The 12,280-nt window shown below is 51.4% G+C and carries 11 protein-coding genes; 8 read left to right on the top strand and 3 right to left on the bottom strand.

Annotation, left to right across the window (positions count from 1 at the left end):
* Positions 1-33 precede the first annotated feature (33 nt).
* Both purD and J3P35_RS18715 read left to right on the top strand, forming a co-directional pair.
* Positions 34-1,338 carry a phosphoribosylamine--glycine ligase gene (purD, locus tag J3P35_RS18720; protein ID WP_210466281.1) on the top strand — a complete coding sequence of 435 codons (1,305 nt, stop codon included), beginning with the start codon at positions 34-36 and terminating at the stop codon, positions 1,336-1,338.
* A 312-nt stretch (positions 1,339-1,650) separates the two neighbouring features.
* Entirely contained in the window at positions 1,651-2,934 is a 1,284-nt protein-coding gene (locus J3P35_RS18715; protein WP_210466280.1) for an acetyl-CoA hydrolase/transferase family protein, read from the top strand.
* A gap of 307 nt (positions 2,935-3,241) precedes the next feature.
* Here the strand turns inward: J3P35_RS18715 and J3P35_RS18710 are convergent, their stop codons facing one another.
* The gene (locus tag J3P35_RS18710) at positions 3,242-3,658 is read right to left on the bottom strand and encodes a BrxA/BrxB family bacilliredoxin (RefSeq protein WP_246850429.1); all 417 of its coding nucleotides are present in this window, start codon (positions 3,656-3,658) and stop codon (positions 3,242-3,244) included.
* 505 nt (positions 3,659-4,163) lie between these two features.
* On the opposite strand from J3P35_RS18710, the gene rpsT reads away from it, so the two are divergent.
* Entirely contained in the window at positions 4,164-4,421 is a 258-nt protein-coding gene (gene rpsT, locus J3P35_RS18705; RefSeq protein WP_210466279.1) for a 30S ribosomal protein S20, read from the top strand.
* 285 nt (positions 4,422-4,706) lie between these two features.
* Here the strand turns inward: rpsT and pyk are convergent, their stop codons facing one another.
* Complete coding sequence (pyk, locus tag J3P35_RS18700) at positions 4,707-6,137, bottom strand: pyruvate kinase (protein WP_210466278.1); 1,431 nt, start codon at positions 6,135-6,137, stop codon at positions 4,707-4,709.
* 3 nt (positions 6,138-6,140) lie between these two features.
* Complete coding sequence (locus tag J3P35_RS18695) at positions 6,141-6,566, bottom strand: IPExxxVDY family protein (RefSeq protein WP_210466277.1); 426 nt, start codon at positions 6,564-6,566, stop codon at positions 6,141-6,143.
* 177 nt (positions 6,567-6,743) lie between these two features.
* On the opposite strand from J3P35_RS18695, the gene J3P35_RS18690 reads away from it, so the two are divergent.
* The 5 genes from J3P35_RS18690 to J3P35_RS18670 all read left to right on the top strand — a co-directional run bounded on the left by J3P35_RS18690 (position 6,744) and on the right by J3P35_RS18670 (position 12,261).
* Positions 6,744-6,980, top strand: a complete 237-nt coding sequence (locus tag J3P35_RS18690) for an acyl carrier protein (protein ID WP_048919546.1) — start codon at positions 6,744-6,746, stop codon at positions 6,978-6,980.
* A gap of 76 nt (positions 6,981-7,056) precedes the next feature.
* Positions 7,057-8,310, top strand: coding sequence for a beta-ketoacyl-ACP synthase II (fabF, locus tag J3P35_RS18685; protein ID WP_210466276.1), 1,254 nt, complete (start codon positions 7,057-7,059; stop codon positions 8,308-8,310).
* Positions 8,311-8,375: 65 nt separating this feature from the next.
* Entirely contained in the window at positions 8,376-9,065 is a 690-nt protein-coding gene (rnc, locus tag J3P35_RS18680; RefSeq protein ID WP_317195405.1) for a ribonuclease III, read from the top strand.
* A gap of 428 nt (positions 9,066-9,493) precedes the next feature.
* The gene (gene nadE, locus J3P35_RS18675) at positions 9,494-11,350 is read left to right on the top strand and encodes an NAD(+) synthase (protein WP_210466275.1); all 1,857 of its coding nucleotides are present in this window, start codon (positions 9,494-9,496) and stop codon (positions 11,348-11,350) included.
* A gap of 260 nt (positions 11,351-11,610) precedes the next feature.
* Positions 11,611-12,261, top strand: a complete 651-nt coding sequence (locus J3P35_RS18670) for an HD domain-containing protein (RefSeq protein ID WP_210466274.1) — start codon at positions 11,611-11,613, stop codon at positions 12,259-12,261.
* Positions 12,262-12,280 lie beyond the last annotated feature (19 nt).

The raw sequence follows: 12,280 nt of genomic DNA, 5'->3' as shown, positions 1-12,280 counted from the left end.
CCTGTGCCTTGCCCAGGCTTAAACCCTGCTTGTATGAACGTACTGATAATAGGAGCGGGCGGCCGTGAGCACGCCCTGGCCTGGAAGATTAGCCAAAGCCCTTATTCTGAAAGAATCTTTGTAGCTCCCGGTAATGCGGGTACAGCCCAGATTGCCACCAACGTTGACATCTCTATCACTGATTTTGAGGAACTGGCCAAGTTCGCCACTGATTTCAACATCATGATGCTGGTGGTAGGCCAGGAGGCGGCACTGGTAGAGGGTATCGCAGATTATTTCGCGGAGCGGGATTACCTGCAACACATCCTGGTGGTGGGGCCGCGCAAAGCCGGTGCCCAGCTGGAAGGCAGCAAAGATTTTTCCAAGAAGTTCCTACTCAAGTACGGCATTCCAACCGCTCGCTACGAGACGTTCACCGCCCAGACCTTTGACCAGGGTATTACCTACCTGCAGAACCACCCGTACCCCGTAGTACTCAAAGCTGATGGGCTTGCCGCCGGCAAGGGTGTGGTCATCGCACAGAATTTTGAAGAAGCCCGTGCGGCCCTGACCGGCATGCTCCAGGGGAACCAGTTTGGGGCGGCCGGCAGCAAAGTGGTAGTAGAGGAATTCCTGCAGGGTATTGAGCTTTCGGCGTTCATTCTCACCGATGGTAAAGAGTACGTGCTCCTGCCTGAGGCTAAGGACTATAAGCGCATTGGGGAAGGCGATACCGGCCTCAATACTGGCGGTATGGGCGCCGTTTCCCCTGTGCCGTTCGCCGATGATGCCTTTATGAACAAAGTGCGCCAGCGCATTATTGAGCCCACCTTGCAGGGCTTACAGCAGGAAGGCATCCCGTACACCGGTTTCCTGTTCATCGGGTTGATGAACACCAACGGCGACCCGTACGTGATTGAGTACAACGTGCGCCTGGGCGACCCAGAGACAGAGGCCATTCTGCCCCGCATCAACTCAGATCTGTTTGAGCTTTTCCGGGCGCTGCATGACCACGAACTTGGTCAGTTCCAACTGGAGGTGGACTCACGCTCGGCTACCACCATTTTCCTGGTATCCGGCGGTTATCCCGGAGACTATGAAAAAGGAAAAGAGATCAGCGGTTTGCAGACAGCCTTACCAGAAAACACCCTCTGTTTCCATGCCGGTACCAAACAGACCCACTCCGGACAGATTGTCACCGATGGTGGCCGCGTGATTGCCGTGACGGCCTTGGGCCAGGACATGGAAGAAGCGCTGGAGAAAGCCAACATCGCCGCTGAGCAGATCACCTGGGAAGGCCGCAACTACCGCCGCGACATCGGGTTTGACTTGAAACGGTTTTTAGCCCAGCAACTGTAAAAACAAAAATCCGGCTCCGTCGATTGTTCCCGGGTTTCAGGGCTGTTTTCTAGAAACCGGGCTTAAAATAGGTGAAAAGCCTGAGGGAGTTGAAGGGCCGCAGAGCTCTTGAAATACATGTTCCACGGGTGTAATGCCGGTGGGGCACCCATAAAACCAATGATTCCATTTCAAGCCTGTTTTACAGAAAACGGGTTTGAAATGACAAAGGCCAGCCAAAGTGCTGGCCTTTGTCATTTTTGTGATGAAAGACAGAGTTGATCTTTGCGGCAGATTTACGTAGAACCTGAAGCATCAACCTGTAAACATCTCATGTCTCTCCAACCTGACTACACCACCGCCGAGGAAGCCGTTAAACTGATTAAATCCGGAGACCGTGTTTTTGTGCACGGGGCCGCCATGACGCCGCTGCGGCTGGTGAATGCCGTCTCTGCCCGCGGGCCTGAGCTCCGCGACGTAGAGTTCATCCACATGCACACCGAGGGTCCTGCGCCTTACACGTACCCTGAGCACGCGGGAAGTTTCAAGACCAATGCCTGCTTTGTGGGCGGCAATATCAGGCAGGCCCTCAATGAAGGCACCGCCGATTACATCCCTATTTTCCTGAGTGAAATTTCGCTTTTATTCCGCCGAAACATCCTGCCCCTGGACGTAGCCTTGGTGCAGGTGTCCCCGCCGGATGCGCATGGCTACTGTACGCTGGGCTCCTCGGTAGACGTGGCGCTGTCAGCGGTGGAAACGGCTAAAACCTTAATTGCGGAGGTGAACCCCAGGGTACCGCGGTCGCACGGAGATGGCATTGTGCACATCAGTAAGTTCCACGCCAAGGTGTGGTCAGACGAGGCCCTGCCGGAGCACACCGGGAAAGCCTGCGGCACAGTGGAAACGCAGATAGGCAAACTGGTGGCGGAACTAGTGGAAGACGGCGCTACGCTGCAGATGGGCATCGGCGGCATCCCCGATGCGGTATTGCAGCAGTTGGGCAACCACAAGGACCTGGGCATCCATACCGAGATGTTCTCAGACGGTATTATCCCTCTGGTGGAGCAGGGGGTGATTACCGGGGCCCGGAAGAGAGTCCTGAAGCACAAGATCGTGTCTTGTTTTGTGAACGGCTCCAAGAAGGTCTTTGATTTCCTGCACGATAACCCATCGGTGGTGATGAAAGAGACTGTGTTCACCAATGATACAGCCATCATCCGGCAGAACCCCAAAGTGACCGCCATCAACAGCGCCATTGAGGTAGACCTCACCGGCCAGGTCTGCGCCGATAGCATAGGCATGTACCAGTTCTCGGGCGTGGGCGGGCAGATGGACTTTATGCGTGGCGCGGCACTGTCTGAAGGCGGCAAACCCATCATCGCGCTGCCGTCCATCACGAACAAAGGCGAGTCCAAGATCGTGAACGTGCTGAAAGCCGGAGCCAGTGTCACTACCACCCGCGCCCATGTGCGCTACATCGTGACGGAGTATGGCATCGCGGATCTGTACGGCAAGAACCTCCGGCAGCGCGCCAAAGAGCTCATCAGGATCGCGCATCCCAACCACCAGGAGGAACTGGAGCGGCTGGCCTTTGAGCGGTTCAAGGTGTTGTAAGCTGTATCAGGCAAAAACCGAGAGGCTCATAGGACCTCGTAGCGTCCGGAGGACCTGCGAGCGTCATTGCCAAAGCCTTTCCGTTACGCCAATCAGGAGATTGGCTGTCCCTTGGTGCGGAGAGCGCTAAAGCTAACTCTTCGCACAACAATTTCACCACAATAGGTGGACTATAAGACCTGTGAGGTTTTGAAAACCTCACAGGTCTTTGCATTTACTGCCTGATTTTCTGGAAACATCCTAAAAACAGAAGAGCCTGACTAATAAAGTCAGGCTCTTCTGTTTTTAGCTTAAAGACTACCGCAGATTAGCAGTATTCTTCAAAGGCGCCTTGCAGGTTGTCTACAATGCGGGTTAGGTCATTGCCTTCAATATGGTGACGCTCAATCACGTGCACCAGTTCGCCGTCTTTGAAAAGAGCAATAGACGGGGAAGAAGGAGGATATGGCAGCATGTACTCACGTACTTTGGCTACGGCTTCGGTTTCCATACCGGCAAACACGGTTACCAGTTTAGCTGGTTTCTGCTCGCTGCTGGCCACAGCCATTTTCAGGGCCGGACGGGCTTTAGCGGCGGCGCAACCGCACACAGAGTTAACGGCTACCAACACGGTGCCTTCTTTCTGGCTCAATACAGACTCCACTTCTTCGGGCGTCATCAATTGCTCGAAGCCAACGGAGGTAAGGTCTTCCCGGATAGGAGCGACCATATATTCAGGATACATTGCCATGGATATGGTTGATTTAAAAGGTGAAATCTGTTTCTGGCGTAAAATTACGAAATCAACCGTAAAACACCGCGGTTAGCTTTCTGGTTTCCAAAAGGATACTATTTCTCTGGTCAGAAACCTTGGCTAAAATAGCAAGAGAGCCTGCCGATATGTGTTAACGACTGCTTCACCTATGGAAGAGAAAGGGTAGGAGGTAGGGCTGTTGGGGAGACATCACCTTTATTGCAATGTAAACCAGAGAAGGAGATACTGAAGCGGACATGTGGCTCTGGGGAAAACTTTTGCTTTAAAGCTGGAATTGGGAATAGAGAAATGTTACCTTTGCATTGCAAAAGAGCCCTGGCCGGGAACTCTTTCGCTTCTCCTTCCCTTGCAGGAAAGAGCAAAAGCAGAAACCCGATTAAATTTGGGCAAGTTTCTTGGAATTTATCTGGCAAGCTTGTAGTTTTGCAAACTCATTTAGAATCAGAGTCAAAAGCATTTATCTATATTCACAACCATGGCTAACCATAAGTCAGCATTAAAAAGAATCAGATCTAACAACGCGAAACGCTTGCTGAATCGCTATCAGGCGAAAACGACCCGTACCTTTGTAAAGCGTTTAAGAACCACAACCGACAAAGCCGAGGCGCAAGAGCTGTTCAAGACGGTATCTGGTATGCTGGACAAGTTGGCCAAGAAGAACGTGATCCACAAAAACAAAGCAGCCAACAACAAATCTAAATTGGCTCGTTTCGTGAATAACTTAGCTGCCTAGTCTATTAGGTAGTATTTACTTTCTTGGGTATTACCAAAAAGCCTTGCCAGCCGCAAGGCTTTTTGTATTGTAGTAGCTTTCTGTTTTAAGCCCCTTTGGTTGAAAACAGCTCTAAAACAACTTCTCTTTAGATCCGATAGAAGTGGAATATTGGATTTGAATTGACGCTGCTGTTCCTGATTTGTCTAAGCCAGACCCATATAAAAGAAGAAGGCCAGTCTCTGTGATGAGACTGGCCTTCTTCTTTTATATGGGTCTGGCTATTACCTCCAGCTTCTGGAGCTCTTAGTGAACCACGCTCAACTTGATCATGTTGGCGCGCTTCTTCTCCATTACCGGCATAGAACCGATATTGATGAAGATGTCGCCGGTCTCTAAATGGCCTTCTTTCACCAGGATTTCCTTGAGGTCAGCAATGGTTTCGTCAGTAGACACGAATCGGTCATAGTAATAACCTCTGATGCCCCAAACCAGGTTTAAGGTGTTCAGGAGCACGCGGTTGTCAGTGAAGACGAAAATGTTGGCTTTGGGGCGGTGCTTGGCCAATTGAATGGCGGTGTACCCAGACTTGGTAAGGCAGATAAGCGCACGGGCGTCTGTGTCACGGGCCAGGGTTACGGCACTTGCCACTACGGTGTCATTGTAGAACGTAGGTGATTGTTTGTTGAATACAAAGTTGCGGTGATACACAGCAGCCTGGGATTCTACAGACTTGATGGTGCGGTTCATGCTCCGGATGGTTTCCAATGGATACGCACCGGCGGCAGTCTCTGCGCTCAGCATCAAGGTATCGGCGCCGTCCATTACCGCATTGGCTACGTCGTTGGTTTCTGCACGGGTAGGGCGTGGGTTGGTGATCATGCTTTCCATCATCTGGGTAGCTACAATCACAGGTTTGCCCAGCTTGTTGCATTTCTCCACAATCATTTTCTGCAGCATAGGCACGCCTTCCATACCTACTTCCACCCCTAAGTCTCCGCGGGCTACCATGATGGCATCGGTAGCCTCAATGATAGAGTCAATGTTGCGGATGGCCTCTGGCTTTTCAATCTTGGCTACCACCTTGGCGTCTTTGCCACGCTCCGCGATGATACTTTTGATCTCATGGATGTCTTCTACCTTTCTTACAAAGGAAAGCGCTACCCACTCCACATCATTGTCTAGCCCGAAGTGCAGGTCCTGAAGGTCTTTCTCGGTTAGGGAAGGAGCGGTTACCACGGTGTCTGGCAGGTTCATGCCTTTGCGGGGTTTCACCACGCCGCCGTACACCACTTCGGTGATCACCTCGTTCACGCCATCAGTGCTCAGAACGCGCACCTCCAGTTTACCGTCGTCAATCAGGATGGCATCACCGGGACGCACGTCCTGGGCCAGGCGGGCGTAGCTGTGCGACAACTTCTGGGAGTTACCCATGGATTTGTCATAGACAAAAGTCAGTTGCTGGCCTTCCACAATCTCTATGGCGCCGTCCTGCACATCATTGATCCTGATTTTGGGGCCCTGCAAATCTTGCAGTAAGCATATATTGAAGCCTTCGGCAGCGTTGATGGCGCGTACGTGTTCAATCACCTTCAGGTGTTCGTGGTGAGCGCCGTGAGAGAAATTAAGACGGAAAACATCTACCCCTTCCTGAATCAGGGCGCGAAGGCGCTCAGGGGTGTTGCTGGCGGGGCCAACGGTTGCAATAATCTTGGTGTTGTTGAAGGGAATAGCCATGCGCTAAAAAAGCAGGTTTTCTTTATAACGTAAACAATGTGGGTCAAAGGAACGCACGTACTGCACCAGCGGTACGGCATTAAGGGTCTGCAGGATCTCTTGCTGAAGCTGGCTGAGTCCGCCAGACACCTGTATTACATAATCATATTCTTTGATATCCGGCACCAGGAAAGGCGCCGCCAAAGTGCTGGTTCCTACAGACCGGTTGCGGAACAAACGCAGTGTGCCGTGCTCTGCGCGGTGCAGGTAGTTGGAGATGATTAACCGACCCTTGTTGAGGAAGTCAATGCATAGGTCGGTCTGTTTCACCAGCCGAATTTTAAAGTACTTGTTCAGCGCCCAGGCAAGGGTGTGCTCCTTGCTGGATGAGACAACTCCATATAAGTCGAAATCAAAATCGTATTCAACGTCTAGACGGAAAGATTTCATGTGAGTTGCGGTGCGCTGGTTGTACTTTAGGTTGGGTTGGCAATTTAAAGAAGTCAAATGGAAACTCAAGTGAACTTCTCAGAAAAGTATCACAATAAAACAATCTCTCGTAATTTGTTTGGCATTGTGTTTCCAAATCTATTTCTTTGCACTGTGTTTTAAAAAACTTCTAAAAAAATGTCAGAAATCGCAGAAAAAGTAAGAGCTATCATTATTGACAAATTAGGCGTTGAAGAATCTGAGGTAACGCCTGAGGCTAGCTTTACAAACGACCTGGGTGCCGACTCTCTTGATACTGTAGAATTGATCATGGAATTTGAAAAAGAATTCAATGTGTCTATTCCAGATGATCAAGCTGAGAACATTGCAACGGTAGGCCAAGCGATCAGCTACCTGGAAGAGCACGCAAAGTAATCTCCTTCCTCTTTTTTCCTTTTATCGATCCAAATTTACCTAATTAATATAGGTTCTTTCCCTCTACTAGCAGCGTATGGAGCTTAAGAGAGTTGTCGTAACTGGCCTTGGTGCGCTTACCCCTCTGGGGAATACCGTCTCTGAATACTGGAACGGCCTCGTGAATGGGGTGAGTGGGGCAGCGCCCATCACCCGCTTTGATGCGTCAAAATTTAAAACCCAATTTGCCTGCGAAGTAAAAGGGTACGATCCTGAGCAATATTTTGAGCGTAAAGAGGCCCGTAAGATGGACCTCTTTACCCAATTTGCGGTAATTGTCGCCGATCAGGCGGTACAGGATGCTAACCTGCAAGACGAGTCTTTGGACAAAGACCGTATTGGGGTGATCTGGGGCTCCGGCATTGGTGGTTTGCGTACCTTCCAGGAAGAGTGTGTGAACTTTGCTAACGGTGACGGAACACCACGATTCAATCCTTTCTTTATCCCAAAAATGATCGCCGACATCAGCGCCGGTCATATCTCCATCAAATACGGCTTCAGAGGTCCTAACTTTGTGACTGTATCGGCTTGTGCTTCTGCTACCAACGCCCTTATTGACTCTTTCAACTATATCCGGTTGGGAATGGCTGATATTGTGTTGAGCGGTGGTTCTGAAGCAGCCGTTACCGAAGCCGGTGTTGGTGGTTTCAACGCTTTGAAAGCCCTTTCTGAGCGTAATGATTCCCCAGAGACTGCTTCCCGTCCGTTTGACAAAGACCGCGATGGCTTTGTATTGGGCGAAGGTGCTGCGGCTATTGTGCTGGAAGAATACGAGCACGCCAAAGCCAGAGGCGCTAAAATCTACGCCGAAATCATTGGCGGCGGAATGTCTGCCGATGCCTACCACATCACGGCTCCACACCCAGACGGTTTAGGCGCCCGCAACGTAATGCAGAACGCCCTCCGCGATGCCGGAATCTCTCCTGAGCAGGTAGACTACATCAACGTGCACGGTACCTCTACGCCGCTCGGCGACGTAGGAGAGGCCAAAGCCATTGAGCACGTATTCGGTGACCACGCCTATAACCTGAATATCAGCTCCACCAAATCCATGACCGGTCACTTATTGGGTGCTGCCGGTGCTATTGAGGCGGTTGCTTCTATTCTGGCTATCCAAAACGGTATTGTTCCGCCTACCATCAACCACATCACGGATGATGAGCAATTCAACCCTAAGCTGAACTTTACTTTCAACAAAGCTCAAGAGCGCGAAGTAAACATTGCCCTCAGCAATACCTTCGGATTTGGCGGACATAACACCTCTGTGATTTTCAAGAAATTCACCGAATAGCATTGAGCCCGATTAGACCGGTCTTTCGCGCAATCCATAAATTCTTTTACAAGGACAAGGCTTTTGTGAACGCCATTACCCACATTACGGGTATGGCCCCAGATAACCTGCACTTGTACCAGTTAGCGTTCACGCACACGTCTTTCGTGCGCCAGAACCTAAAAGGAAACCAGGAGACAAACGAAAGACTGGAGTTTTTGGGCGATGCCATTCTGGGGGCTGTGGTGGCCGAGTACCTTTTCAAGAAATACCCTTACAAAGACGAAGGATTCTTAACCGAGATCCGGTCCCGCATGGTGAACCGCGAGTCATTGAACAACCTGGCCGTGAAGGTAGGTTTGCACTCGCTCATCAAAGTAGACAACGTTTCTGGGGTAACCCGCCATAAGTTCATCAACGGTAACGCGCTGGAGGCCCTGGTAGGCGCCGTGTACCTGGACAAAGGCTATGAAGACACCAAAAGGTTCATCCTGAAGAAGCTGGTGAAGCCGCACTTTGACCTGCACCAGCTCACCACCACTACCAGCAATTTCAAGAGCAAACTCATTGAGTGGGCACAGGGCCAGAACCGTAGCATCAGGTTTGAGATTGTGGGGCAGAAACAGTCTGGCAGTACCACTGAGTTTACCGCCGCCGTGGTGGTAGACAATGACATTATTGCCTCGGGCAGTGGTCTCTCCAAAAAGAAGGCGGAGCAAGCCGCCGCCGAGAAAAGTATGGAAGTGCTCAAATCCACGGGCATTATCCTTTCCTGAATTTACTTCTAATTCCGGCTTATTTTCTCAAACCAGCCTTAAAACAGCAGGTTTTATTTCCTGTTTTATACATTATGGACTTCCGGAAAGGTATTCATTTTGAACTGCTTAGCCGTTTGGAGTTGCATTGATTTATGGCTTAAATAAGAGTAATCTTTATGGTGCAAATAACCTGTATTTCCTTTCCTGAATCCTCTTAAAGCGAACCTAATTAGCCCTTTTATTTCTGGCTTATTAACAGAAAAACAGCTTGAGAATGCAGCTTTATAGCTGAGGCGTTTGCCTTAGTTTCTGCACGGTTTCTTGGTTCTTGGGGCATGGTTCTTAGTTTTGTATAACTCAGGCACAACAGGCTTTAGCGCTGTTGCGGCCGGTTTTTAACTTGCAAGGCTGTTCTTGCGTTAGAAAAGTATAAATACTAGCATCCTATGAAACTTGCCGGCGCCGCCCTCAACCAAACCCCCCTGGATTGGGATAACAACCTCCGTAACATCAAATCTGCCATTGAGCAGGCCAAAGAACAGAACGTAGACATCCTTTGCCTACCTGAGATGAGTATTCCCGGGTACGGCTGCGAGGATCTTTTCCTGAGCGAATGGGTGAGTGTGGAGTGCTTTGAGCGGTTGCTGGAGATAAAGGATTGGTGCGAGGGTGTGATTGTCTGTGTGGGTTTGCCTATCCGGCTGAACAACACCACTTATAACTGCGCCTGCGTCATCAGGGACAAAGAAATTCTGGGTTTCACGGCCAAGCAGTTCCTGGCCAACGACGGCGTGCACTATGAGCCGCGCTGGTTCAGTTCCTGGATTCCGGATACAGTAGCAGAGTTTGAAGCCTTTGGCAAGACCTATCCCATAGGTGATATCATCTATGAGCATCAGGGCATCAAGTTCGCCTTTGAGATTTGCGAGGACGCCTGGCGCAACGAGAACCGACCCGCGTACCGGCACAAACCCAAAGGTGTGCAACTCATCATCAACCCCAGCGCCAGCCACTTTGCCATGAGCAAAACTGATGTGCGTTACCACTTGGTGGTGGATGCATCACGGCAGTTTGAGTGCACCTACCTGTACGTGAACCTGCTGGGCAACGAGGCCGGTAAAATGATTTACGACGGAGAAATCATCATTGCGCAGAACGGAAACCTGGTGCTCCGCAACCAGCTGCTTTCCTTCAAGAGCGTGGACTTTGAGTGTGCCGAGGTTTCCTTTGATACCCCGCTGCCGCCGGTGGAAATGGACCTCCTGCCAGTGGATGAAAACGTGGAGTTTATCTCCGCGATTACGCTGGCTTTGTTCGATTACCTGCGCAAGAGCCGTAGCCGCGGATTTGTGTTGTCGTTAAGCGGTGGTGCCGATTCTTCTCTGTGTGCCGTAGCGGTAGCCGAGATGGTGCGCCGGGCCGTGGAGGAAATAGGGCTAGAAGAGTTTGCCCATAAAACCAATTGCCTCACCCCCAATGAGATTTCTGATTACAAAGACCTTCCCGTGGACGAGGTCAAAGGCATACTGGTGAATAAACTGCTGGTCACTGCCTACCAGGGCACCATTAACTCCTCAGACGACACCTACCGTTCCGCTGAGGAACTGGCCAAATCCATCGGGGCGGTTTTCTATAACTGGACTATTGACGAAGAGGTGAAAAGCTACCGAGGCAAGATTGAGCACGCCATCGGGCGCAGCCTTACTTGGGAGCACGACGACCTCACGCTGCAGAACATTCAGGCCCGCGTACGCGCTCCCGGCATCTGGATGCTGGCCAACCTCAAAAACTCCCTGCTGCTGGCCACTTCTAACCGGTCCGAGGCCTCGGTAGGGTACGCCACCATGGACGGCGACACGGCGGGTAGTATCTCACCCATTGCGGGGGTGGACAAAGCGTTCATCCGGCAGTGGCTGGTGTGGGCGCAGGAGAACCTGGGCTACGAAGGCTTACAGTACGTGAATAACCTGCAACCCTCGGCGGAACTGCGGCCTCTGGAAAACACCCAAACCGATGAAGAGGACCTCATGCCGTACCCGCTCCTGAACCAGATTGAACGGCTGGCTTTCTTTGACCGACTCTCGCCGCAACAGGTGTTTGAGAAACTTAAAGGCACTTACCCAGACGAGCAGCTGCGCCAGTTCATCCAGCGGTTCTACTCACTCTGGAGCCGTAACCAATGGAAACGCGAGCGCTACGCCCCAGCCTTCCACCTGGATGACTACAACGTGGACCCGCGCAGCTGGCTCCGCTTCCCCATCCTCAGTGGCGGCTTCCGCGAAGAGTTGAGTGAGCTAAGGTAATTTGGAGATGTGGAGATTTGGGGATGTGAAGATGTGAGGATTTGAAAATTGTTTGGGGCCTGTTTTCCAGAAAACAGGCCCCAAACGCGTTCAGGTAGAGACGCAATACTTTGCGTCTTTTTGTGTCGTTGTTTTGCCTCACTAGCCAGAACTTGCCGCAACCTTCCGCTGTTTTCTGCCTGATTTCCGTAAAACAGACCTTAAAAGTTTCACCTCCGGAGGCGCAAGGATTGCGCGTCTGCCGTCGCGGTTTAGAATCTATGGAAGAGTTAGAGTGTCCGGCTAGTTTCAATGAGTTAGAGAGGGCGACTTGGGCTTTTGCCGTGAAAGCCCATGGCGAGCAGCGGCGCAAGTACCAAAATGAACCCTATGTGAAGCATCTGGAGCGGGTGGCGCAAACCGTGATGGCCTATAGCGGCACCACCGGCATGGTCATGGCCGCGCTCCTGCACGATGTGCTGGAAGACACGCCCGTGACGGAGGCGGAAATGCAGGCGTTTCTGGAGGAGGTCTGCCAGGGTACCATCGTGAAACCCGCCGAGGTGTTGCAGATGGTCATCGACCTTACGGACCAGTTCACTAAGCAAAACGCGCCCGGCCACAACCGCAAACGCCGCAAGCAGATGGAAGTGGAACGCCTGGCCCAAATATCCTCCCGCGCCCAAACCATCAAGCTTGCTGATATCATTGACAACACCAGAGACATCATCCAACATGACTTCAGTTTCGCGAAGGTGTATATCCCGGAGATTGTGGCTTTGCTGGAGGTCTTGAAAAGGGGCGAGCCGTTCCGGTTGTACATGCTGGCCTGCTACGAGGTGCAGAAAGCCGTGCTCCGGTTAGAGGAAGAGAGAAGGTTCCATTCCAACCCTGAGCAAAACACAGCCAGCGCTGAGCAGGACGCAGAGTAGCCCCGCTGGTTTAAAGCCT

Origin of the sequence: Rufibacter roseolus (assembly GCF_017916365.1) — a bacterium.
GTDB classification, from domain to species: domain Bacteria; phylum Bacteroidota; class Bacteroidia; order Cytophagales; family Hymenobacteraceae; genus Nibribacter; species Nibribacter roseolus.
This window is presented reverse-complemented; position numbering and strand designations above follow the sequence as displayed.

Excerpts from the sequence above, each read along its gene's own strand:
- pyk (WP_210466278.1), bottom strand. The coding sequence starts at position 6,137 with ATGGCTATTCCCTTCAACAACACCAAGATTATTGCAACCGTTGGCCCC.
- J3P35_RS18670 (WP_210466274.1), top strand. The coding sequence starts at position 11,611 with ATGGAAGAGTTAGAGTGTCCGGCTAGTTTCAATGAGTTAGAGAGGGCG.
- J3P35_RS18710 (WP_246850429.1), bottom strand. The coding sequence starts at position 3,658 with ATGTATCCTGAATATATGGTCGCTCCTATCCGGGAAGACCTTACCTCC.
- fabF (WP_210466276.1), top strand. The coding sequence starts at position 7,057 with ATGGAGCTTAAGAGAGTTGTCGTAACTGGCCTTGGTGCGCTTACCCCT.
- J3P35_RS18690 (WP_048919546.1), top strand. The coding sequence starts at position 6,744 with ATGTCAGAAATCGCAGAAAAAGTAAGAGCTATCATTATTGACAAATTA.
- nadE (WP_210466275.1), top strand. The coding sequence starts at position 9,494 with ATGAAACTTGCCGGCGCCGCCCTCAACCAAACCCCCCTGGATTGGGAT.
- J3P35_RS18695 (WP_210466277.1), bottom strand. The coding sequence starts at position 6,566 with ATGAAATCTTTCCGTCTAGACGTTGAATACGATTTTGATTTCGACTTA.
- J3P35_RS18715 (WP_210466280.1), top strand. The coding sequence starts at position 1,651 with ATGTCTCTCCAACCTGACTACACCACCGCCGAGGAAGCCGTTAAACTG.
- purD (WP_210466281.1), top strand. The coding sequence starts at position 34 with ATGAACGTACTGATAATAGGAGCGGGCGGCCGTGAGCACGCCCTGGCC.
- rpsT (WP_210466279.1), top strand. The coding sequence starts at position 4,164 with ATGGCTAACCATAAGTCAGCATTAAAAAGAATCAGATCTAACAACGCG.